This window comes from Segatella copri (assembly GCF_003465495.1).
Lineage (GTDB): Bacteria > Bacteroidota > Bacteroidia > Bacteroidales > Bacteroidaceae > Prevotella > Prevotella copri_G.
The window spans coordinates 19750-44383 of sequence record NZ_QSAV01000009.1 but is presented as its reverse complement, the minus strand read 5'-3'; the positions used below and the strand labels follow the sequence as shown (position 1 = coordinate 44383).

The window sequence follows — 24634 nt, the reverse complement described above, 5'->3', positions numbered from 1 at the left end:
GTTTATACTGCTACGGCTGCACGTAACTTCAACATGCCACGATGTACCAGATTGCGTACACTATGATAGTTCATCTGCATGATGTCGCAGATGTCCTCATATTTGCGCTGCTCTATATAATATAAGGTGAACACCTGGCGCTGGCGTGGTGTCAGCTCATCCATCAGGATCTGTACCTTACGAACATTATTGAGCGAACTTTCATCAAGGATATAAGAGTTTTCCACATCTTCTACAGTTGTAGAGATACGGATATCCTCCACCGCAGTCTCCGTCATATAGTTCTTGCGGCGAAACTCATCCAGCAATCTGTTGCGGAGAGAAATGAGCAGGTAAGAGGTTACCTTTGTAACTTGTAAATCCTGGCTTTTAGAGATGAGTTTGATAAACACATCTTGTACACAATCTTTTACAAGTTCTTTGTCTGATGTAATACACAGACCATAATTGAGCAACATTCCCGCGTACATATCATATAAAGACATGAAAGCGTTCTGGTCGCCTTGGCGATAGGCAGCGAGCAACGTCTGTGCTGCTTCCTCTCTTTCTCTGATGTTATTGTAGTTTGTTTTCATCTTAGGTATACTTTTGTTTGTTGATGGTGCAAAAGTAGCCTAAATGCAGCAAACTCTAAGGAAAAATCAGGTAAATGAATGGGAAAAATTGGTATTCAGTGTATTTTTCCTCCCATTTTAAGGGTACAAATGGCTTTTTATGCGATTTTTCAGTTCTTCTATGTCAGTTTCAGACAACAAGCCCGAAATCTCGTCAAGATGAAGAAGAACATATTTTGCCTGCTCTATTTCGGCAGGAAGATACATTTTCTCAAGCTTTCGAGAAGATGCCGGCCTCCCAGAGTTGGCATCCGGTTCTACGATAGGAGAACCGAGTACCGACTCCAGAAAGTCGGAATCCAATAAAAGATTTCTTACAGATTCTGTTATTATCATTCTTTTCATCTTCTCTACTTTTATTACATATTACTTCACATTCGGACAGGAGCCGCCGGCATCCATCACCGCCTTGCCATTCTCGGGTGCCGAAGCTCCACTGTAAATGACAACCTTCTCAGGATAAGCCTGACGATACTCGCTCACACTCTTGAAGACATCATCATAGGTAACCTTGCCCGGACGAAGACGACGCTGATACTGGCGAGGTGCCAGATTCTTGCCTCCTTCAGGAGCATAAAGTCCCTTCTGGGTATAATACCACTGTTCAATATGAATGATGTCAACCACCTTTCTCAACTCCGGATCCTGGAGGATGGCATCTTGCACATCCTTGTTGCACGACAAAGCCACCCAGACATGCTTGCCCGTCTTAGCCTCCCATTCGGCAACGGTCTGCAACCAGAACTTCGTAAAATGATAAGGTCCCGTATATTCCTCGCCAATCGACTGAATCACGTTCGGCTCATCAGCAAAGGCATCCAGCATCTTCATGATATACTGCTTATGCAGCTGGCGCATCACCGGATTATCTATATTATAGAAGTATTCAGCCATCCATACACGCTTATCACCTGCAAAAGGAACAGGTTCAGGGAACACCGTACCATTGATATTGTTGACTGGGCGCCATGGACAATCTACCCAATGGGCACCTGCCTCCAGGATATTATGCTGGAAATAGTGCTGGTTGATAACCAGCAAACCATTTTTGGCTCCCTTTTCTGCCAATTCCTTAATACGGCTGATGTACCACGGATTCAACTTTGTAAGGTCATACTTACTCAGTCCGTCCCAAGCCGTGCCCTGTCCGCTTCTGGCAAAAGGCTGTTCATAGAACGGAGCCCAGACATCTCCATCACGGCGGCGCACACGTTCGTGGTCATCACGGCGGCGGTCATACCACAAGCCGTAGTTCTGATTGAAGAGCACCACATGCTTATCACGAAGATGAGCCACCACACTATCCACACGGGTAGTAGTGCCCTGTCCCTCCATTCCCGGCACAAAACGGGTCACGGCATCGGCAATCTTAGGGAAAGCCGAGTAACGTACACGTCCGTTCCACCAAGGGGTATTCATTCTTGCACCCTTCAACAGCGTATCAGCCACCATGATCTTACCCTCCTTTATCGCGAAGACAGGCTTCCCGGCATGGGAAAGATCCGCCTTTTTCTTAGAACGTTCCTTGATCTTATCCACATCCATAGCCTTGACAGGAGAAACAGAAGCCATGAACCGGGCGCTGTCTGCTATCCACATCTGCATGGTGATGCGAGGTTTGCGAGCCTCCTCTACCATCTTCTGTGCCACATCATAGGTAGGATTGTTGCTCACATTGTTGCGTTCTCTCTCCAACACACGACATTGGGCAGAGACATCCCTACCCAGTCGTTTCTCCAGAAGAGAGGCAAAGTGGCTCCATGGTTTGGCATGATTGTTACATTGCTGGAAATCACCAGAGCCGTTAAACTGCGCCCAACAGGCAAACACATGGTTGTTGCTGCCATCAGGAATACTGTCGGCAAAGATGCCGGCAGCCGTACATTGGTAAGCGAGGCTGTTGGCTGTATTCCATCCGATGCCGTAGCCTTCGAGACCGAGATTGCAGAACTTGATGTCGTTGCCATCGATATTCACATTATCGAAGAGCAATCCTGTACACCAAGGTCCCACTGCACCACTATAACCCAGCGATTCATAACCATCGCATTGTACGAAGGCATTAGGACCCGCTGCACAGAGACCAGCCACAAAATCGTGCATGCCCTGTTCAGAATAGCAACGCTGGAACAGACATTGTTCACCCATACAGAGGAAGGTGCGACGACGGTAGCCACCGATTTCAGAGACAGGAGCCTGAGAAATGCAATCCTCTACCGTGATACGGGAAGCATCACGCTGGGTTACTACAGCCGAACCAGCCAGATGGCGGAAATTCACCATTCTCACCCAACCATCTTTCACCTTATTAATATATACACCCTCCCAGGCATGGTTTTCATCCTTCGGATTGGTAGTATCATATTCAGAATCTATCGTGAGATTTTCTACACCCACATTCTTCAAGCGCCAGTCATTACCGGCGATGCGCTGAACGAAGCATTCCGCATCATCCTGACCGAGCGACATGGATAAAGGAGCATCCAACTGCAATCCTCCCTTTCCATCAGAAACCACACTACGGGTCCAGCGCACATTGATTTCTCCCGGATGCCAGCCCCAATAGCCCAGATCCTTGCCTGCACCGAAGTCAGCACAGCCCATCTTCTGAATCCATTCCTTGGTAGAAGGACGTACTATCAGTATCTCATCGCCCATCTTGCAGCCGGCAGGCAGCGTCACCTTCCGCTCTCCCAACTTCCAGGGAGCAGACAGTTTCATGGGTTCGCCCAGCGTCTGCATCTGCTTTTCGCTTTCCAGATACACCACCGCTCCACGGTCTACACCTTTTTTATATAGCACCGTCTGATTGCGGTCAGTACCTCTGAGCACCACGCCCGAAGTCTGGATGCGAAGTGGCTGTGAGAGTTCGAATACACCCTTATCGAGCAAGACAGCCCCTCGTAGTCCCGTCTTCTTATCCATTTTGCGGGCAGAAACAAAGTCGATGGCTTTCTGTATGCGAGCGCTCTGGTCGCCTTCTTTCCATTTTACGAAGACCACAACGTCCGCATCCGGAATTCCCTTTTCGCTCTGCTGGTAGCCCACGTAGCTAAAATCAAACGCGAAGGGTTGCGCAAAGATTTGCACAACCCCTACTAACGTAAATATCCATATAGAAAATAATCTTTTCATACCTCTTGTTTCATCAGAGTTTTTATAACCTTACGGAAACTGTTTATTTTTTCTTTGCCGCTTCAATACGCTTATACCACCCCTCGCGCTCCGCCTTCAGGTCGTAGCCCCGTTTGGTGAGCCAGTTATTGATGCGTCCTTTGTATTTTCCGAACCAGCCATGTTTAGCCTTGGAATTTTCGGCATCAATGGCAAACTCGCGAGCTTCTTTCAACCAATTGAGAATTTGGAGTTTCTCGTTTTCTTTCAGAGAAGGAATCATCTCCAGATGAGCCTGATAGGTTTTCGGAACGACACCGAAGGTCATACCATCCTTCACCTGCTCTACCTGCTTCTCTGAGAGATAGTTTTCCAGATTGGCAGCAAATTCGAAGTGGTGCTTATAGAGTTCCGCATCACGCCCAACCTTATTCTTGCCGAACTTCTCATAGATATCGTTCAGCAGGAAATAACGGTTACAGATGATGTGGAGCACATTCTGCTTGCTGCTTTTATCAGTCAGTTGCAGCGCATCCACGATTTTCTGCGAACGGGCGATGATGTTGTTCACATACTTGGCATCACGCCCCACGCTGTCGAGCTGTACCTGTGCTCCTGCTCCCAAAGGAAGCAAGAGCAGACAGGCTGCGCCTAACAACTTATTTCTCAAAAGTTTTTTCATATTCTTGTCATGCATTAAGAAATGAGTCCAGAGAAACAACTCCGGGCATTCATTTCTGATTTACAGGAGTTTTCCCTTCTCAGCCAAGGTATCGTGGTTGTTCTTCATGTCAGTCCAATCCACCTTTTCCTTGGTGCTGATACCATTGATATACTTCTCGATATTGGTATATCCGTCACCCGTGCAATCCTTGTTGGCATCGCTAGGGTCGTTAGGATTCAGGCCGTTGGCAATCTCCCACTCATCAGGCATACCGTCGCCATCTGTATCTACATAAGGCTTCACCTTCTTATATTTAGGGAATCCACCAACCTGGCAGATGTCTGTGATGATACCCAACTTATAGGAATCCTTGTCCAAACGGCGGTACTTAAAGCTGCCATCTTCAGCCTTCGACTTGTCAGCCAATCCCCAGAAGTCACCATATGGATTCTTCTTAGGCAGTTTCTTTACATAGTAAGCCTGACCGGTACGAACCTCTTCTACGATGCGCTGGTCCACTATATCGCGGGAAGGAATGGTTGCACCCACACTCTCAAGCACCTTATCAAAAGTCTGGTCCTTAGGAATAATGGTCATGTGTGGCATGGCGAATGGTTCGTTAGAACGCATCAGAGTCTTTACATCTGCAGGTATTCCATTTGGAAGATCCTTGTCAGCAATCTGAATACCGCCGTTCCAGTTGTCCTTGGTTACAGCCTCGTTGCCTTCTACGATATTTCCTTCAGCATAAATACGACCATACTGAGCCCAAGGGAAGAGTTTGTTGCTTCGGCTTTCGCTCTTCACGATACGATAGCTGATGGCACCCTTCGGAGTAAGAGGTCCTGGCTTATAATAGTTGTTGATGAAGTTGCTCATGGTTGAGAACTCACCACCATCTGCTGTACGATGTACCCAGTTGTAAACGATGTTGTTCACGAAGTTGAACACACCACCCCATCCGATAGAAGGGTTACGGCCTGTATTATCCGCCCAGAGGTTACGCATGAAGGTAGAATTCTCTCCACCGATTGTACTGCCAAAGGCATGGTTCCAAGTATCGAGTGCCTTGGCAGAGATGGTATTCTGGATGGTTACATTCACCGTTGGCACCTTGCGTTTTGGCTTACCGTCGTGCAAATCGAACATATGGCGGTAGAAAGAGATATTCTCATCCAGACCAAACTCGCAAGAGCAGTGGTCAATCATGATGTTACCTACCGGATTACCGCCGAAAGAATCCTCACGATACCATACATGGGTATTACCACGGCGGAAACGCATATGGCGAACGATAACATCATGGGTATCAACCTGGAAAGATTCACCCGAAATCATTACGCCCTCACCCGGAGCTGTCTGTCCGGCGATGGTGATATAAGGAGCACGGACGATGATTGGAGTCTTCAATACAATATTTCCCGATACATTGAAGACGATGATGCGGGCACCACCCTGTTCGCAAGCCCAACGGAAAGAACCAGGACCAGCATCATTGAGATTGGTCACAGTCAGCACCTTGCCGCCACGGCCACCGAAGGTAAACATACCGCCACCCTCAGCACCTGGGAATGCAGGAATCTTAGCCTGGCGCAAATCGTATGGACGGGAAGCCCATGGCACATAAGGACGTCCTGCCATTGCCTCTTGTTTTACTATAGGGAAAGCCACAGCCCAAGCAGAATCAGAATGGGCAGTCCATGCAGCTTGCATAGAATCAATCTTCGCCTGAGCCTCCTTTGTGATAGTAGGATACTGAGCGAAAGTTGCTGCTGGCAAGATAGTCAATGCCATCGCAGCGAAAATCTTCTTACTTCTTTGCATTGTTTTAATATTGTTTGTTCATTATATCTTAAAGACGCCTTTCCCTTTCTTTTGTCCTCAATGAACATGCGCATTTTTTCGGGAACAGGTGGCGACATTTCATCCGCAGGAACGTCTTACACCTATAATATATAAACGAAAGTTACTTATCTATTATTTTATTGAAACATAAAACAAAAAACATAAAGTTGAAAAATGAAGAACAGAAGATGCTTCCCCTTAGTTGCCGCTTCGCTGATGGCGCTTTCAAGCCAGGCGCAGCAGGTTGACTTCAACATAGCCAGCAGAAAGGCTGCTGAAGTTACTGCCCTCAATTTCACTCCTGTTGGTGTGAAGCAGGGCAATACATACCAGTTTGCTCTGGGTGGACTGGAGATTACACTCGATACTCCCATAAAAGACCAGATTATCAAATCCAACTGGTTTAAGCAGGGCATACAGTTGGGCGACCGACTCACCAGCGATGGTATCGTAGTATATCCGTCAAAAGGCGATAATGCCCAGCTCCGCATCACCATCCGAGGTCTGAAACCGGGGCATCACTCTCTCCTTGCCTATCACAACATCGTAGACGGACTTACCGGCAATATTCCTTCTATCCAGGTTTCCAGAGAGAAGGAACAGATAATCACCGTGAAGAAGGGCAAGAAACGTATCCAGCAGAAGAGCATGATGCAGGAGATTCTTGCACAGGATATTAAGCAGACCGTAAGAGAGATGAAGGCATCGCAGAGCGGCCAGTCGTACATTGAATTTGATGTAACCGACGACCAGCCTGTAGTTATCCACTATCAGCTGCAAGGTGTGGATAACGCAAACAACACGCTCACCATCAATGGCTTGGTATTCGACAAAGCCAACCCGAAAGCCACCGCTCTCAACCCTTACCCTGCCGATGATGATCTTCATGTCAACGCAGAAGGAGGCAAGGTTGTTCTTCGCTGGCAAACCGGCGAAGGTGCCAAGCAACACCTTATTTATATAGGACAGCGCGCCGACCAGTTGAAGAAGGTTGCCACCACAGAAGAAACCGCTTTCGAAGTCACCGGTCTCAGCAGCGCCAACGATTATTACTGGCGTGTAGACGAGGTAGATGCCAACGACAAGGTTTCAGAGGGAGAAGTATGGAACTTCCGCCCACGCCGTCTCGCCTTCCCAGGTGCCGAGGGATATGGAAGATTTGCCATCGGCGGTCGTGGCGGTTCGGTTTATCACGTTACCTCTTTAGAAGATAACCCTGAGAATCCGCAGCCGGGCTCTCTCCGATACGGAATTACCAAGGTTAAGGGACCTCGCACCATCGTCTTCGATGTTGCCGGCATCATCGACCTGAAAGACCGTCTGGTTTGTTCCGACCCATTCATCACGGTAGCCGGACAGACTGCACCCGGCAAGGGAATCCTTCTCCGTGAGCATCCTTTCGGTTTCGGATCAGAAGGCATCTTCCGCTTCATCCGTCTCCGACTGGGAAAATATCTCGATAAAAACGGCAAGACCATTACCCTCGACGGACTGGGTGCTGCAGGCTGCGACAATACCATCATCGACCACTGTTCGGTAGGCTGGACCATCGACGAGGCTTTCTCCAGCCGCAACGGCAAGAACATTTCTTTCCAGCACAACCTCATCTCCGAAGCACTCAACCAGGCTGGTCATCAGAATTATGTCAATGCCAAACATGGTTATGCCGCAACCATCGGTGGTAATGTAGGCTCGTTCCACCACAACCTGCTTGCCAACAACGAAGGAAGAAACTGGAGTATGGGTGGCGGACTGGATGGAGCCGGATATTATGCCGGAAGGCTCGACCTCTTTAATAATGTAGTATACAACTGGGGCAACCGCGCCTGTGATGGAGGAGCCCACGAGGTAAACTTCGTAGGCAACTATTACAAGATGGGACCAGCCACCAGCATGAAATATATCCTCAATGCACAGCTGGAAGGTACTGGCCAGGGAAGTCAGGCTTACTACATGCATGATAATATCCGCCAGAACTACGTGGGCGATGTAAAGCAGAATGCAGGAGCTGTGGCAGGAAAGCATGGAGAACTGGTCAGCGACAAGGAAGGCGAAACCTACAAATATACTACTTCTCACGGACAGGTAGTTAACTGGAAGGTATTTACCGACAAACCATTCTTCCCATCCTATGCCAAGGTAGAAAGTGCCCGCGCTGCCTTCAAGAACGTATTGAGCGATGTGGGAGCCAACCAGCCTTGCATCGACCAGCACGACCAGCGCATGGTAGAAGAAACCTTGAACGGAACCTATAAATATGTAGGTTCCAAGACTGGCAAGAAGGGACTGATAGATGATAACCTGGATGCCGGCAACGATGCCTGGAAGGAGTTTGAAGCACTCACCGACCGTCGCCCTGCCAACTGGGATACCGACCAGGATGGAATGCCAGACTGGTGGGAGGAACTGGCTGGTACCAACCCGTCAGCTGCCGACAACAACGAGCTGACCGATGGCGAATATACCCAGTTGGAGCGCTATCTCAACTGGCTTGCAGAACCACATTTCATCACCTCAGCAGGCAGCAAGCTGGTCATCGACCTGAAGCAGTATTTCGCCGGTTACAACCAGCAGCCAGTCTTCATCCTGGAGAGCAGCATCCAGCCACAGGAAGGCAAGATGAAACTCAATAAGAAGGGAATCCTCACCATCAACCTCAACAAAAAGGCTGCCGACTGCCTCATCGACATCAAGGTGAAGGCAACCGACAAAGACCAGGTAGCTTCCCTGCAACGTACTTTCCACATCGCTATTACCCAATAGCGATGTGGAAACACAAAAGATGATACACCAAACAATATCTAATCCCGAAGAATCAATAAAAATGAAATAAAACAACTTTCAAACTTAAGGTAAAACATGAAAAGACAAGTATTATTCTCGATGGCTTTAGTCTCAGCACTGACAGCATCGGCACAGAGAATCGACTTCAATCTGACAGGTCGTTCAGAAGCACAGGTCAATGAACCCGAGTACACAGCATGGGCAGTAAACACCTGCGAAACAGAATCGAAGGAAGTAGAAGATGCTGACGGAAATCCTATCACCATCACGCTGGCTAATGATGATTCTTATGCAGGCAGAAGACTGAAATCATGCTGGTTCAAGAACGGACTCAGCAGTTCCAAGCTCATCGCCGACGGTTTTGCCATCTATGGTTACGAAGACGGTAACACCCCACAGATAACCGAAGGTGCCGTCCGCCTCAACATCACCCTCAAAGGACTGAGCGCCGGCAAGCACTCGCTGATGGCTTACCATAACAACAACGATGGTTTCAATGCACCGAAGCTCGATGTATACGTCAACGGCACCAGACAGCAGGAAGGCATCGCACAGACCAACAGAGCCCTGACTCCATCAGCCTGCGGCATGTCGTACGTAACTTTTGTTGCTGAAGAGGGAAAGGATGTCGTCATCTCTTACGTAACCACACCGAGTGCCAGCGATGACAAGAGCGGCAATTATACCACCTCGCTCACCATCAACGCCCTCATCTTCGACCGTCCGAATCCACAGACAGCAGCCACAGATCCTTATCCGGAGAACAGAGATTATCATGCCGATGCCGATAACGGATTGCTCACCATCTCCTGGACTTCAGCCGAAAAAGCCGTCAAGCACCATGTTCTGATAGGTACAGATGCCAACAGTCTTACAGAAGTAGCCACAACTACCGAGGCAAAATATACGTTCAACCAGGCATCTAACCTCAACACCTATTACTGGCGAATCGACGAGGAAGATGCTGCCGGTAATGTATACGAAGGCGATGTCTGGAGTTTCCGTCCCCGTCATCTTGCCTTCCCTGGTGCAGAAGGATATGGTAAGTATGCTACGGGCGGCAGAGGCGGAAGCGTTTATCACGTAACCACACTCGAAGATAATGGCGATGATGAGAATCCGATAGAGGGTTCCTTCCGTTACGGCATCAAGAAAGCTACCGGACCGCGCACCATCGTCTTTGATGTGGCGGGCGTCATCGACCTGAAAAAACGACTCACCTGCAGCGACGAATACGTTACCATCGCCGGACAGACGGCTCCAGGCAACGGTATCATGCTCCGCGGCTGTCCTTTCGGTATGGCAAGCGAAGGCATCACCCGTTTCCTCCGTATGCGTCTGGGACATAAGGAGACCAACGGTGGAACTATCAGCGATGAAGATAAGGTGAACGGACTCGACGGTATGGGAATGGCAGGCAACGACAATGCCATCATGGACCATTGCTCTATCTCCTGGACCATCGATGAGGCATTCTCAAGCCGCAACGCCAAGAGTCTTACCCTTCAGCGCACCCTGATTTCCGAAGCGCTCAATGTGGCAGGTCATCCTAACTATAGTGCGGGTACAGCCCACGGATATGCAGCAACCATCGGCGGCGGCGAAATGTCGGCAACACTCAAGGTAGGTTCTTATCACCACAACCTGCTGGCTCATTGCGAAGGAAGAAACTGGAGTTTGAGCGGCGGACTGGATGGTGTAGGAGCTTACGATGGTCATCACGATGTATTTAATAATGTGGTTTACAACTGGGGTGGCCGTGCTACGGATGGTGGCAGCCACGAGGTGAACTTCGTGAACAACTATTATAAGATGGGACCAGCTACCACCCAGAAAAAACTGTTCCGCCTTCAGCTTGAAGGCACCGGAAGCGGTACACAGATTGCATACGTTCATGGCAATATCCGTCAGGCTGCAGGCAATGGAGCCCTGACAGAAGATAAACTCAAAGATACCTATACTTACGAAACATCAAATGGTCAGGTCGTAAACTGGGAGCCATTCGTTTCGAAGCCATTCTTCGAGTCTCTGGCAGCCATCGAGAGTGCCAAGGCAGCCTATAAGAATGTGCTCTGCGATGTGGGAGCCAACCAGCCTTTCCTGGATAATCACGATACCCGAATGGTGAACGAGACGTTAGCCGGAACTACCACGACAGTAGGCAGTCAGAGTGGCAAGAAGGGACTTATCGACAGCGAGGAAGATAAGGGATGCGAAGGTTTCAAGGGCTTGAATATCACAGAGGCAAAACGCGAAGCCAACTGGGATACCGACCAGGACGGAATGCCAGACTGGTGGGAGGAAGTAAAAGGCGTAAGTGATGGAAATGCCGATGAAAACGCAGATGGCTACACCAATCTCGAAGAATATCTCAACTGGCTTGCCGAGCCTCACTTCACTCTCAAGCAGGACGAAAGCGTAACCATCGACATGAAGAAATACTTTGCCGGCTACACCAACAATCCTCAGTTTGAATGCGAAGCTAAGGGTGATGCGATGAGCAAGATGAGTCATGATACGGGTGCCAACGAGGGTGAATATATCTTCACCGCCAACGAAGATTGTGGAAAGGCGCTCGTAGATTATACTGTCAAGGTAAGCGATGATGACAACATCAGCACCTATACCCGCACCTTCCATTTCTATCTGACAGATGGTTCTGCAACAGGCATTCAAAACATTCAGACCTCAACCGCAGCCGATAGCTACGAGGTATACAATGCTGCAGGTATCAAGGTGAGAAAAGGCAAGAATCTCGATTCTCTCCCATCAGGTGTTTATATCATCAAGGCGTTGAAGGATGGCAAGGTAATCAGTTCGAAGAAAACTTGCATACAATAAGGCAATCTGCACCTTAGAAAGTGCATTTTTCATATAATTCAGCATCCTGAGAGATGCAAAAAAGGGAGCGCAACCATTAGTGATGCGCTCCCTTTTATGATTGTTTCTTTTATCTTAAAATTCTAACCGAATAACGTCAGATTACTTCTGAACGAACTTCTTGCCATTCTCAATAACGAGACCCTTGTAAGAAGCATTCACCTGTTGGCCAGCCATATTGTAGCGAACAGACTTCTTGGCAGAAGTTGAGGCATTGATGTTGACGATGCCATCGGTATCACCACCCTCAGGTGTGAACTCAAAGCCACTGAAACCAATCTGAGTATTTTTGTTGAATATATAGTAAGTTTCGCCAGCAGTTGCAGAGAAAGTCAAATATACCCAAACTGCCTGATTACCAGGACCTACAATATAAGCATCGTTACCTGCATTGCCCTTGACAGATATCTCATCTTGCAACATTGGATAACCTTTCAATGGGCTGTCATCAGCACCATCATTATTTTGACCATTAATATATCCTGACACCTTCACTTCTGTGCCCAAAGTTAAGGCTTTTGCGTCACGGCCCTTTGCAACATATACATCACGATTACCCTTATTAATCCAAACGCCAACCTTCAAAGTACCAGCTACCTTTGGGGTCAGAGTAATGTATGTACCATTGGTAGGAAGTCCATTGCTACCATCTGGAGCATAGTAAGCTGCATCCCATTTGGCACGGTAGTTACCTGTTGGGTTACCATCAGTCACAACCTCTTCAAACTCAACCTTATCCAAGTTTACAGGATTACCCTTACCCTTAACAAAGTAGAAAGGAGCAACAGATCCATCCTTGCTCAACGCCTTACTCTCGATGCCATTCCAGGTATTGTCAACTTTTGGCGTCAACTTGCCATTTTCGAGTGCGCCGTCATTATAGCCGGCAACAGGACCAGAGGTATGAGTACCCTCCACGTTGGCAGTTGAGAACTTAACAACAGACATCGCACTGGCATCAGCATTAGCAACATAGTCTGCCTTCAATGTACCATCCTCATTGTTAACATACCAACTCTCTGTCTGAGCGTTAATACTCATGGCAACAAGTGCCATAGAAATCAAAGTAAAAAATTTCTTCATAACATTGTCTAGTTAAATTAATATTTTTACGTTTGTCTTTATAGTTGTTTATCCATAAGACGCAAGAGCTAGGCTTTTGCACCCACAAATTTCCATTTTTATGTGAAGTCAGAGTAGAAAGAAGGTGGGATTAGCAGGAAAGTATAAGTTGACTGAACTACTTGCAAAACTTGAGTTACTGATATGTTGTTGAAAAAGATAGGATATATTGGTGGAAAAGATAGGATATGTTGGTGAGATAGTTAGTATCTCCGGTCGCACAACAGCTGTTGTGCGCTTGCATAACAGCTGATATGCGCATGCACAACAGGTGATGTGCATGCGGTGGTCAACTGTTATGCGCCAACTATTATCCAGACTTAGACACACCCTCCTACTGAAAATATCAGAGACAGAAAACGGGGTGCATTCTCTATCAAGAGAACACACCCCGCAACCTTAATATATTATGTTATGACAATATCGTCATTCCACTCTTGCCATTACTCAGCCAATGGGTCGAAGGTACCGTTGGCACCACCATTGTTGTAATCACCCCAACCGATGGTCTGAGGCAAAGCCTTGTTGGCGTTAGATGTACCAGAAGTGAAGCCTAAGAAGTAATACTTAGGACGGAAGTTCATGTAGAGGAGATTCTTGTTAGAATCGTAACCATCACCCTTCTGTACCTTCATTTTCAAGTTGTCCTTATACCATGTAGACAAGTTCTCGAGCTGAGTATTCAAATCATCCTCACGGAGATCAACACCCTTAGGACGCTCAATACCAGCTTTCAACAATGGGTCAGAATTGAAAGTTGTACCACCTACGCCATACTTATCTGCAACACGATACTGGATATTCTCACGACGCTGACCGTTCAAAGCCTTGAAACCAAGCCATGTGCAAGTATTGCCACCCCAACCAGTCAAAGTCCATGTAGAAGGAGCACCCTCTACCTTGCCAGTACCACCATCGAAGAGCATCCAACGGCGGAGGTCATCGAAACGCTTACCCTCGTAAGCAAACTCAATCTGACGCTCATAGAGAATCTGAGAGATACAGGTAGCCTGATCATTGTAAGCTGCAGGTGTGATACCATCATCCTCAGAATTAGCAGCAGAATAACCTGCACGCTCACGAATCTGCTTAACATATCCAACAGCCTCATCGAGATGACCTGCACCAGCAGCAACCTCAGCAAGGTTCAGGAGAACCTCAGCATAACGGAGTTCAATCAATGGTGCAGCAGAATAGAATGGAGCAGCACCCTTAGTATCAAGAGCTACGTACTTATAAAGAGGAGTAGAATTGACATCCAAATCATCACTCTTCTTGCGTACATATACACCCTGACGGCTCTTCAACAGGTTGTCTGCACCATAAGAATCACCACTCTCAGGGTTGCCGGCATCATTCATGCTGGTATACCATACATAGTTCCAAAGTACATAGTTGGCACCATCAGAAGGGTTGTTGGCATCACGCTCTGACGCATTACCATCGTAAGCCCAACGGAAGCCAGGGAAAGCGAAGGTACGATAGAAACGCTTGTCACGATTCAGGAATGGAGTCTCGCTATCCAAAGTCTTCTCAGAACGAGCCAACTTGGTATAAGTATCGCAACTCTCAGGAAGTTTACCATCTGACATTGGGAACACATTAATCAGCATCAGAGAAGCATTCTTACCGCCACCACCTGTATTAGCTGGACGAATCTGACGCTCCCAGTTGTTGTTCTTCTGATTATCGAGACCATCACCTATTACATTATTGTATAAGGTAACGAACACAGCCTCTGGATTATTACCGCCATCGGTAAACATCTTGGCAAAGGTAGAACCATTCTTATTGTCATTATCTGTATACAAGTGATAACCACACTTGTTGATACGCTCCAAATCGGACTTCATGGTTTCATAAGCAGTCTTCCAACGGTTTTCATCGTTAGTACGGTTGAAGAGAGGGCTACACCACAAAAGCATCAAACGACCCTTCAATGCTAAGGCTGTACCAGTAGTTACACGACCTTTCTGCGACCATCCAGAACCATTCTCTGTCTTGGCTGCCAACATATCAGCAGCCTTGTTCAAATCATCGAGAATAAACTCGTAAGTCTCCTTAGACGTAGCACGAGGAGTAACAGAACTTTCTACAGGATCCTGTGTTTCCTTAACCAGAGGCACACCGCCATACCACTTGAACAAGTTGTAATAGCACCATGCACGGAAGAAATATACCTGACCGAGCAATTCATTCTTCTGTTCCTCAGAAAGAGTGCTGCCGCTGATACCCTGGATAACATCATTGACATTACGGATTCTACCATATACAGATGCCTGGATATTGGCCTGGTCGCCCATGAAGAAATCAGGAACCGAATTTGTGGTACTGGTAGAGCTCAGCTCAACCTGTGGGTCTACAAAAGAGCTGAGACCACTGTATTCCTCAGTAGACTTACCAGCCTCATCCGCATTACCCATAGAAGGATACTTCCAGGTCAAATCGTTGGTTGTTGGCAAACACCAACTGTAGATATCGTTTACACGACCATCACATCCTTCATAATAGTTGTAGATGTCTTTATTTACATTGTCATAGTTCTTCTTTTCCTCCAAGAAGCTGTCACTACAAGAGCTGAAAGCCAAGGCTGAAACCAAACCAAGACTGAATAATTTTATTGTCGTTTTCATTGTTCTTTTCTTTTTAAGAATTATATAAGTATCTCATTAGAATGAGAGATTCACACCCACTGTCCACTTACGGAGGTTAGGATAGCTTCCGTATGATCCCGACATAGGATTCATGAAGTTGTCTGGATATGGATTGTAGAAGTTGATGAGGTTCTGACCGGTAATATTGATACGGCAACTGTTGATGCCGATACTGCCCAACCAGCTCTTTGGCAAAGTATAAGCCAAGGTCAAGCGGTTCAGAGCCACACGTGCTGTACTTACTCTCCAGAAGCTGGATGCTACAGCATTCACATCTGTATACTTCAGGTTAGGATAGTAAGCCTCACGGTTCTCCTTAACTACGAGATTTCCTGCTCCATCATATACATCCTGATAAGCAAACATATTGTCTGGATTCCAGAATGAAGGCATGTTGCAATACTCCAGATTACCTGTTGACTTCAATGCTGCACCAGGAAGTGTGGTATAACCACCCCAGCTTGCACCAATCTGAGCTGTCAGAGAAAGTCCCTTCCAGTCTGCACCCAAATTCATGGTCAAACCATAGAGGTTGCTGCTGCGGTGACCTAACTCTACCTGGTCGTTGTCTACATCTACGATACCATCAGGTCCGGCATAAGTACCGGTCTCAGAATCGTAAGCACCACGAACATCCTTATACATCAACATACCAGGGCGAACCTGGTCTTTGGTCATACCCATATAAGTAGAGATGTTGTACTTCGTGAAGTATTCCTCAATATCCTGGAAGCTACGGAACATACCGATGCACTGCATACCCCACAGACCTACGTCTGTACGATGTCCTGGAGTAATCTGACGGTAGAGATAATCTGTAACCCAGTCCATATTCAACACCTTGTTATCAGACCAACCAGTGTTGACACCGATACGATACTTGAAGTCCTTACCAATCTTATCCTTCCATGTAACAGAGAGCTCACCACCCCATGAATCCATCTCACCGATGTTGGATGCAGCACTCTGTGTACCTACGGTAGAAGGAACAGTCTGCTTGATATTCATCAGCATCTCGCGGTTCTTCTCATAATAGTAATCGAAGGTTACAGCCAGGCGGTTGTTGAGGAACTGGGCATCAATACCCACGTTGGTCTTGTAGTCTTTATCCCAATGAACATCTGTATTTACAGCAGAATTGTTCTTGTTGATAGTGATACGGTTGCCAGAATCCTTACCAGTCTCGAATACTGTACCACGGTTAGCATCCTGTGCATAAACCTGCATCCATTGCCATGCCGCTGTATTGTCTCGACCGGTCATACCCCAGGAAGCACGGAGCTTCAGGAAGTCAACTCCCTTCACCTTGTTGCGGAACCAGCTCTCCTCAGAGATTACCCAACCTGCAGAGAAAGCAGGGAATGTTCCCCAGTAGTTTTTTGGAGCAAACTTGGTTGATGCATCAGAACGAACCAGAGCCTCGAAGAGATACTTGTTGGCGAATGCATAGTTGATACGGCCGATATATGAAAGGGTACCGCTCTCACTACGGGTAAACATAGTAGTCATCTCACCTGTTGCAGAGTTATACTGACCGGTAGTGAAAGGATATGGGGTCAAACGCTTTCCCTGCAAGTACTCACTCTCTGCCTCAGACTTTTCAATAGAGAACAGACCACCCAGATGATGCTGACCGAAATCGCGCTGATACTGGGCTGTGAAGTTCATCTGATAATTATCAGTACGAACCATGGTACGAGCCAGATAGTCACCATTATTGGTTGTCACACCATTGAAGTTAGACGCTGCCAGGTAATCGAAATCTGCATTATCGCCGCTGGTAGGAGTATAAAGGTGGTTACCGCTACCATAACGAGTCAACATCTGATAGAGGGTGAAGTTTGAACCATACTCATTACCCTTATCGGTATTAATACTCTTGGAATAAGAGAAGCGCAACTTCAATCCCTTCAGAATCTTGCTCCAACCGAAATCATAATTAAGGCTTCCGCTGATATTCAGGTTAGAATTCATGTTCTTGCGGTAGTCGCCATTATTCTGCAGAGTAGCAAAGTTATACTGCTGGTTCTGGTTCTTCTGTGTATTGCTAGGACCATAAGCCAGGATATCATAACCATTTACTGATTCTGGCATGTAAGTAGGACGGGTCAGAAGGAGGTTGTAGTCCTTCTCATCGCCAGATCCACCCACCTTTACCAATGGCTTTTCCTTTGTAGCATAGTCACCGCTTACAGTCAGGTTAGCGCCCAACCACTTGCTTACTTTTACATCCACACCGGCACGATAGTTCCAACGGTTATAGTTGAGTTTACCGAGGTTACCATCCTGATCGAAGTAAGAGATACCTGCAAAATAGTTCACCTTATCGGTAGCACCACTTACATTTACGCTGTGCTTCTGAGTCATACCTGTTTCCCAATACTTATCGAGCAAATCATAGTTCAGGCTCTTCATAGCCTCCAACTCATCTGCCTGGAAAAGGGCAGTAGTCTTATTGAGGGAAGTATTGGTTGGATCGGCAGCAATAACTGCATTGTACAAACGACCATACTGGTAAGCATTCAGCATCTTAGGGCGAGAAACCTCATCGGTGAAACCGAAAGAACCGCTATAAGAAATGCGAGGTGCACCCATCTTACCCTTCTTGGTAGTTACGAGGATAACACCATTGGCAGCACGGGCACCATAAACGGCAGCAGAAGCATCCTTCAATACTGAGATACTCTCTACCTCAGAGGCATCCAGGTTATTGAAAGCCTCAGCACCGAGGTTCTGGTAAGTGTTACCAACCTTTACATCATTAGGATAGATATAACCATCGATAACGAAGAGAGGCTGCTGGGCTGTAGAACCAACTTCGCCCAATGAGTTGGTATCACGGATCATGATACGGGCATTCTCACCTGGACGGCTCTCACCACCACTTACGCTCAAACCGTTAACCAGACCGCCCAAAGAAGAAGCCAAGCCACCATTAGCAAGGTCCTGGATTTCATCTGTTGGGATGTTTGCTACAGAACCGGTCAGGTGAGCCTTCTTCTGGGTACCGTAACCTACGACTACCACCTCCTGAAGAGTCTTGTCGTCAGCAACCAGTTTGATGGTACCACCATTGGTAGTAGCATCCTTAAAACCAATATAAGAAACGGTAACCTTGCCACCCTTAGGAACAGACAACTTATAGTTACCATCCATATCGGTAATCACAGCAGTCTTGGTACCGGCAACCTTTACGGTAGCACCGATAACAGGTTCACCGAGGTCATCGAGTACAGTACCCTGCACTACTTTATTTTGAGCCATTGCAGGCACAGCACAGGTAAGTGCCATACCAAAGGCCAATGTCTTTATATATTTACGTTTCATCTTGTTTCGAGATTAGATAGTTTAAATTATTTTCTCCAACGTGGATCACCGATTGTACTTGAAATCGCACCGGTAGCCTTGAAATTAAGCCCGAAGTTAGACTGGGTGAAGTCAAGTTCCTTCTTGGTCTCAGCCTCAGCAAATCCAGCATCCTCTTCAGTAGCCAGCTTACCCTTATCTGTTCCATCAACAGAGTTGGCGATACCCCAGACTGTATTCAAATTCTGATGATATTCCAATTTACAGTTGCCCTGAATGAACTTCTGCAAACGGAAGCAGTCATAGAAGATGTTGTTATCATAAGTAATCACATATTCCTTACGATTAGGAGTATTGTTACCGAACTCCTTCTTGTCATATACACGGATAAAGGTATTATCCATCATGGTGCAAGAACCACCTGCTGTAGGGAAGACACGGTCCAAATCCTTGTTGTTGAAACGGAACATACGGTTCTTATCATTGCCTTCAACAGTATTGTAGATAGTAGAGTTCTTGATGGTAATACTCTTAATACCACCATACCAGAACTGACCGCCACTAGGAGCCTTGAAGCCATTAGAAAAGCCGCAGATGATAGCACCATTAGAGTTCTTCTTTCCGTCATTACGCATCTGAACCACGCTGTTCATCACACGTACATCAGCAATACCCCAAGAGCACTGGCCTACAGAGAAGAGTCCGTCGATGACATTCTTGAAGGCACAATCCTGAATGATAATTGGGTCTTGCAGGATATATACATCGGCAGGCTTACCACCATTCTTGCCAGCACCAACGCCCTGAGACTCTGCAGAGCAAGATGCAGGTGGCTCTGGAGACATCTCGATGATACCACCCTTATGAGTTGTGGCAGAGCAGTCGAAATTGATGAACTTCACCTTCAGCTGAGCTGAAGTATAGATGGCAGCACCTTCACCCATAGTAACCAAAGCATGGCTCAGTTTGTTACCACGAAGGGTCATCTTGTTGCCCTTGAAATCAATTGAGTTATTGCAGGTATAAGTACCACCTGCTTCCAACTCGAAAGCCTGCTCCTTATCAGATTCCTGCAAGTTGGCAGCAATGAATTCTGAAATATCAGAATTATTAGGAATGGTCTTAGCTGGAACCAATGTACTATATTCCAATTCTGTAGCCTTATCAGCCTCAGTATTGTTCTTTGCCTTGTTACCCAAGGTACGCACAGCTATCTTATAATTGGTATCTTCAGCTATCTTGAATTGGAAAGAGGTACCATCAATGGTATCACTCGCCACCTCCTCAGGATTGTCAGGATCATCCACATTATAAGCCTTACACTCGTAACCACCAGCGCCATAGACTACCTTCCATGATACTTGCAGCTTATCTGAACCATCAGAAGCAGCAACTGTCTTTGTCGAGAGTTCAGGTGACTCAAGTTTCACTCCAGACACGCCGTCGTCAAACTTCTCTTTGTCATCAAAACCATCAACGGCACACGAACCCAAGAACATCGCTCCTACGGCAGCAAGTGCCAGAGAGAAGAGTCCTTTCCGCGCAATGAAATGATTTTTCTTCATAATTGTCTTTTTTAGGTTTAACTATATTTTGATTTATTTCTTTTCTAACACGATTTACACTTTCCTAATTATAAAAAAGTAGTTTGCCAGTTATTCCCCGAAACTGTTACCGCTCTTGAAATACCTGTTTTAAGTAAGCGATGTTTCTACCGAAATTATATTTCACGTCTCTTACCCTCTTTACATCACGGCTCCGCTCTACCACCAGCCAGCCGCTCCATTTCATCTTGTCAAGCGTCTTCCTGATTTTCGGAAGATTAATCTCCGGGTCTTCCTGAAGATTTACGCTATCTGTATTGGAAGCATGTATCTGGACGATACGCTGGGCGCCCAACTTCCGGAGTTCCTTGCAGATATCACGATGATGATCGGCTGCATCCTGGAAATTGTAGTAGACCTTAATCTGACTGCTGCCTACTTTCTTCAGCAGTTTCTTATCAAACTTAGCTCCCATTCCGGTTCTGATACCGATGGTGATACCCTCCTGCTTTGACATCTCACCGGCTGTGCGAAGGCGAGAAACCATCTGCTGGTATGCTGCACAGCCTTCCTGCTGCCAGTCTTTTCCGCTACCTCCGAGTGGAAGGAAAGCCACCTTGCTGCCAAAGAGTTTCATCGTCTGGAAACAATCTTTCAAAAGGTCTTGATAATTATCACGAGTCAGGAAACTCTGAGCGAAGAAGCCACTCATCGCCATAGAAGGAACAGCTACGCCATACTGACGGGCTGCAGCCTGAAACTTTTCTGCCTGTTGTGGTTCTCTAAGCTGATTATCAAATAACACGCGTTTACCCAATCCGCCCATGTCAACCTCAACGCCATCTGCTCCTAATTCATGAGCCAGTTTAAACTCGCCCAGCTTCTGACGTTTCAGCATCATCCAGTCGCAAGCAGCTATCCTGTACCTAGGAGTTGCCGCCTGTGAGCATATTGGTAAAGTGTTCAACAACGTAAATAACAGAACCAATATAAACCTACTATGATAAGACAGTTGTTTCATTAGCCTTTTAGGTAAAAATGATTAGTTAACATTTAATTTGTTTGTTTCAATTGCCTAAAAGACGCACATTGGTTCACGCTGTAATCACCTTTTTTGAGATTTTTTATAAAAAACTTTATTTTTTTATTTCACTCTCCTGCTGTTGTGCTACATACTCTCTTGGTGACATGCCATATTTCTTACGGAAACACTTGCCGAAATAGCCTACATCGGTGAAGCCGCAACTGTAGGCAACATCGGTGATACTCTGGTCGGAATGCTTCAGCAATTCTACGGCATGACTCAGTTTGAAAACCTTCACCATATCGCTTGGCGAACAGCCCATCACAGCCTTCGTCTTCTTGAAAAAGGCAGAACGGCTCATGCCCAATTCCTGTGCCAGCATATCTATCTCGAAATCGGTATTGGTCAGGTTGGCTTCCATAAACCGGCGCACCTTGTCGGCAAACTGCTTATCCTGCTGTTCGGCATTAAACTTGCGCTTATACTCTGCCAGCTGGTTTTGGATGTAGATATTGTTCTTCAGCCGAATCTGATACTTCGCATAGCGGAAAGCATAGTAGCTGGCTACGGATATCAGAATGATGTAGATGAGATAAGCCCACCACGTAGCCCACCATGGTGGAAGAATGGTGATGGTCAGCTCTCTCGTGCTGTGAGAATCAGGATTGGTGGCATCCATTACCTCTACGATAAACTGATAGGTTCCCGACGGCACATTGGTATAGGAAGCCAGACGGTTCTTGCCGGTATAATGCCAGTCATGGTCGTAACCCTTCAGCCGGTAACGGTAGCTAATGCGCTCCGGATTGCAGAAATTCAGAGCAGCAAACTCCAGAGTGAACATAGACTGGGAATGACGCAGGGTGAGATGGTCGGTATAAACCATAGACTTCTTCAGGATGGCTGGCTGATTGTAACTGCGGATATCGCGGTTGTTCACCTCTCCACCTATTATATATATAGGATATTGCAGACGGGTGGTATGGATACGTTCCGGCTGATAAGCAAGGATTCCTTCCTTGCAACCCAGCCATATTTCCCCATTCCGGAGCAAAGCCGCAGAAGTTTCCTCCAACTGGACATCAGGGAATCCATCGGAATTGTCGAAATGCTGGATGCGGTCTGACTGATAATCATAGCACGACAAGCCATCGGCATTTACCAGCCAAAGGCGGCCCATCTTATCCTCTAAAATCGAAATGATGACATCATTATGCAAACCTTCCTTTGCTCCCAAAGAAGTAAGGATAGGCAGATGCGTCACTTCGTCAAAACCATCCAGACGACTCAGACCTCCACCAAAGGTACACATCCAAACCTGCCTGTTGTTATCCTTGTAAAGTCCGTAGATATCACTATTGGCACGGGTATTGATTTCGGTATTGCGATAGGTCTCGAAGCGCAGGTCGCCAACCGATTTGAAATCTGTCCTGAAAGACATCAGTCCGTCCATCGTTCCTACCCACATTCTCTGATGGCAGTCCTCTACCAGGTTGCGGGCATCCATATAGAGGCCGTAACCCGGATAGTTTTTCATACCATGATATTTATTGTAGAAGCGCACCTTTCCGCCCTGTTCCTGCAGCAGATTGAGACCTCCATCCAGCGTAGCCACCCAGATGCGATGGTAGGAATCCTGACAGGTCATATAGACATTGTTGCCGCTGATGGAATAAGGGTTTCGGGCATCATGACGGTAATGATCGATGCGATACCCTATTGGTCTGGAGGCATCGGGAGTCAGTTTTACCAATCCGTCTCCCTTGGTAGAGAGCCAGAGATTCTGCCTGTCATCATACATGGCATGATAAATGCTGCCGATTTGATGATGGGCATAATCGAATACCTGCTTCACCCTGCCCTTCATATCCAACAGATAAGCATTCTTGCTGCGGGCACCCACCAGCACATCACCATTCTTCAACTGGCAGATGGCTTTCACTCCACTCTTGTCGCCGCCAGGCAAAGGGATGACACGGAACTGGTTGGGGGTGAAACTGACACGGTAAATGCCATTATCAGCAGAAGTGAGCCACAACAGTCCGTCCTTGTCCAGGTTCATGTGCAGGAAGTGGCTGTCTGGCTTATGGTCTTGGAACTTAGGAAGGAAAGCCAGGTTGACGCCTTCCATCGTCTGCGGATCAATATAGATAATTTCGCCAGCACCGGAAAGATAGAAGTAACCATGATGAGAGGTAGCGATGAACTTAGGCTCCACCACATTACCTACGCCCGAAACCGGATAACGGCGCTCCCATCCGGTCTTCGGATTATGGCACACCAGGGCGGTATGCGATTCATCCAACTGCCACACACATCCGTTCGGGGTATGATAAACAAAATGTTCCTTCGACTTACGGGCGAAATACTGCTGCCACATGCCGAGCGTCCACTTCCTGGTTTTCGCAGTAACAGGAACGGAATAAATCTGATAATCCTTTCCTACATAGTTGGCACGTGAAGCCTTCAGCTGTACCACATCCTGGCGCAACTGATAATTGAACGTATTGATATACTTTCGGGCATCTACCAGCGTCTGGATACGGATGCTTCCATCCTTTAATGTTTCTGCAAGAAGCAGGTTCTTATCTTTGGTGAGCAGGAGAATCTTACCGGTACCATCTGCCTGAATCTTGATGACCTGCAGGTTACGGGCATAAGGTTTCAGTTCATCATAGACATCTTCGAAACGTTCGGTCTGCTTGAAGAAGACGCTGAGTTTCCAGTCGAGCGTCTTGATCCAGAGATTGCCCAGAGCATCTTCTGCCAACCATTCTACCTTACGGGGTGGCTGGTCGGAAGAAGAGATGTAAGCATCTGAATAATTGGCAAAGCGGGAGCCGTCGAAACGAGATAAGCCGAACCAGGTTCCAAACCACAGGAAACTGTCTTCCGACTTCAGAGAACAGTATACGATGTCATGAGGTAACCCTTCCTTCGTAGAATAATGAGCTACCTGCATATTGTTCTGTGCCATACCCAACAAGGCATAAAGCGAACAGAAAAGTATGGTAAAATATCGTTTCACGTATGCAAAAGTACAAAAAAAGTCTTGAAATCTCCAATAAACTTTCTGTTTTTTG

13 protein-coding genes are annotated in these 24634 nt (G+C 46.9%); 2 read left to right on the top strand and 11 right to left on the bottom strand.

The genetic code is table 11. The features are described from left to right. Positions 1 to 2 precede the first annotated feature (2 nt). From DWV53_RS04015 to DWV53_RS03995, 5 genes are all read right to left on the bottom strand, one after another. Positions 3 to 575: an RNA polymerase sigma factor gene (locus DWV53_RS04015; protein ID WP_118151790.1), complete on the bottom strand. Its 573-nt coding sequence runs from the start codon at positions 573 to 575 to the stop codon at positions 3 to 5. 117 nt (positions 576 to 692) lie between these two features. Next, the gene (locus DWV53_RS04010) at positions 693 to 959 is read right to left on the bottom strand and encodes a hypothetical protein (RefSeq protein WP_147468732.1); all 267 of its coding nucleotides are present in this window, start codon (positions 957 to 959) and stop codon (positions 693 to 695) included. A gap of 21 nt (positions 960 to 980) precedes the next feature. Further along, positions 981 to 3749 carry a DUF6298 domain-containing protein gene (locus DWV53_RS04005; protein WP_147468731.1) on the bottom strand — a complete coding sequence of 923 codons (2769 nt, stop codon included), beginning with the start codon at positions 3747 to 3749 and terminating at the stop codon, positions 981 to 983. Between the two features lie 43 nt (positions 3750 to 3792). After that, complete coding sequence (locus DWV53_RS04000; RefSeq protein WP_118151836.1) at positions 3793 to 4410, bottom strand: DUF3826 domain-containing protein; 618 nt, start codon at positions 4408 to 4410, stop codon at positions 3793 to 3795. A gap of 60 nt (positions 4411 to 4470) precedes the next feature. Then, on the bottom strand, positions 4471 to 6216 hold the full coding sequence (locus DWV53_RS03995; protein WP_118151784.1) for a polysaccharide lyase: 1746 nt from the start codon (positions 6214 to 6216) through the stop codon (positions 4471 to 4473). Between the two features lie 195 nt (positions 6217 to 6411). On the opposite strand from DWV53_RS03995, the gene DWV53_RS03990 reads away from it, so the two are divergent. Together DWV53_RS03990 and DWV53_RS03985 are read left to right on the top strand one after the other, a co-directional pair. After that, a complete protein-coding gene (locus tag DWV53_RS03990) occupies positions 6412 to 9000 on the top strand; it encodes a hypothetical protein (protein WP_259318907.1) in 2589 nt (862 codons plus the stop codon). Between the two features lie 96 nt (positions 9001 to 9096). After that, positions 9097 to 11862 (top strand): T9SS type A sorting domain-containing protein, encoded by a 2766-nt coding sequence (locus DWV53_RS03985; protein WP_181992402.1) that lies wholly within the window; start codon positions 9097 to 9099, stop codon positions 11860 to 11862. Positions 11863 to 12003: 141 nt separating this feature from the next. Here the strand turns inward: DWV53_RS03985 and DWV53_RS03980 are convergent, their stop codons facing one another. The 6 genes from DWV53_RS03980 to DWV53_RS03950 all read right to left on the bottom strand — a co-directional run bounded on the left by DWV53_RS03980 (position 12004) and on the right by DWV53_RS03950 (position 24528). Beyond that, entirely contained in the window at positions 12004 to 12984 is a 981-nt protein-coding gene (locus DWV53_RS03980) for a hypothetical protein (protein ID WP_147468730.1), read from the bottom strand. 482 nt (positions 12985 to 13466) lie between these two features. Beyond that, positions 13467 to 15656, bottom strand: a complete 2190-nt coding sequence (locus tag DWV53_RS03970; RefSeq protein WP_118151778.1) for a RagB/SusD family nutrient uptake outer membrane protein — start codon at positions 15654 to 15656, stop codon at positions 13467 to 13469. Positions 15657 to 15692: 36 nt separating this feature from the next. Beyond that, entirely contained in the window at positions 15693 to 19004 is a 3312-nt protein-coding gene (locus tag DWV53_RS03965) for a SusC/RagA family TonB-linked outer membrane protein (protein ID WP_118151776.1), read from the bottom strand. 26 nt (positions 19005 to 19030) lie between these two features. Then, on the bottom strand, positions 19031 to 20548 hold the full coding sequence (locus tag DWV53_RS03960; protein WP_118151774.1) for a DUF4992 family lipoprotein: 1518 nt from the start codon (positions 20546 to 20548) through the stop codon (positions 19031 to 19033). Positions 20549 to 20654: 106 nt separating this feature from the next. Continuing rightward, complete coding sequence (locus tag DWV53_RS03955; RefSeq protein ID WP_118151772.1) at positions 20655 to 21548, bottom strand: sugar phosphate isomerase/epimerase family protein; 894 nt, start codon at positions 21546 to 21548, stop codon at positions 20655 to 20657. Between the two features lie 115 nt (positions 21549 to 21663). Continuing rightward, entirely contained in the window at positions 21664 to 24528 is a 2865-nt protein-coding gene (locus DWV53_RS03950) for an AraC family transcriptional regulator (RefSeq protein ID WP_259318906.1), read from the bottom strand. Positions 24529 to 24634 lie beyond the last annotated feature (106 nt).

Coding starts and splice junctions, on each gene's coding strand:
- DWV53_RS03990 (WP_259318907.1), top strand. CDS start 6,412: ATGAAGAACAGAAGATGCTTCCCCTTAGTTGCCGCTTCGCTGATGGCG.
- DWV53_RS04005 (WP_147468731.1), bottom strand. CDS start 3,749: ATGAAAAGATTATTTTCTATATGGATATTTACGTTAGTAGGGGTTGTG.
- DWV53_RS04000 (WP_118151836.1), bottom strand. CDS start 4,410: ATGAAAAAACTTTTGAGAAATAAGTTGTTAGGCGCAGCCTGTCTGCTC.
- DWV53_RS04010 (WP_147468732.1), bottom strand. CDS start 959: ATGAAAAGAATGATAATAACAGAATCTGTAAGAAATCTTTTATTGGAT.
- DWV53_RS03995 (WP_118151784.1), bottom strand. CDS start 6,216: ATGCAAAGAAGTAAGAAGATTTTCGCTGCGATGGCATTGACTATCTTG.
- DWV53_RS03950 (WP_259318906.1), bottom strand. CDS start 24,528: ATGGCACAGAACAATATGCAGGTAGCTCATTATTCTACGAAGGAAGGG.
- DWV53_RS04015 (WP_118151790.1), bottom strand. CDS start 575: ATGAAAACAAACTACAATAACATCAGAGAAAGAGAGGAAGCAGCACAG.
- DWV53_RS03955 (WP_118151772.1), bottom strand. CDS start 21,548: ATGAAACAACTGTCTTATCATAGTAGGTTTATATTGGTTCTGTTATTT.
- DWV53_RS03970 (WP_118151778.1), bottom strand. CDS start 15,656: ATGAAAACGACAATAAAATTATTCAGTCTTGGTTTGGTTTCAGCCTTG.
- DWV53_RS03965 (WP_118151776.1), bottom strand. CDS start 19,004: ATGAAACGTAAATATATAAAGACATTGGCCTTTGGTATGGCACTTACC.
- DWV53_RS03960 (WP_118151774.1), bottom strand. CDS start 20,548: ATGAAGAAAAATCATTTCATTGCGCGGAAAGGACTCTTCTCTCTGGCA.
- DWV53_RS03985 (WP_181992402.1), top strand. CDS start 9,097: ATGAAAAGACAAGTATTATTCTCGATGGCTTTAGTCTCAGCACTGACA.
- DWV53_RS03980 (WP_147468730.1), bottom strand. CDS start 12,984: ATGAAGAAATTTTTTACTTTGATTTCTATGGCACTTGTTGCCATGAGT.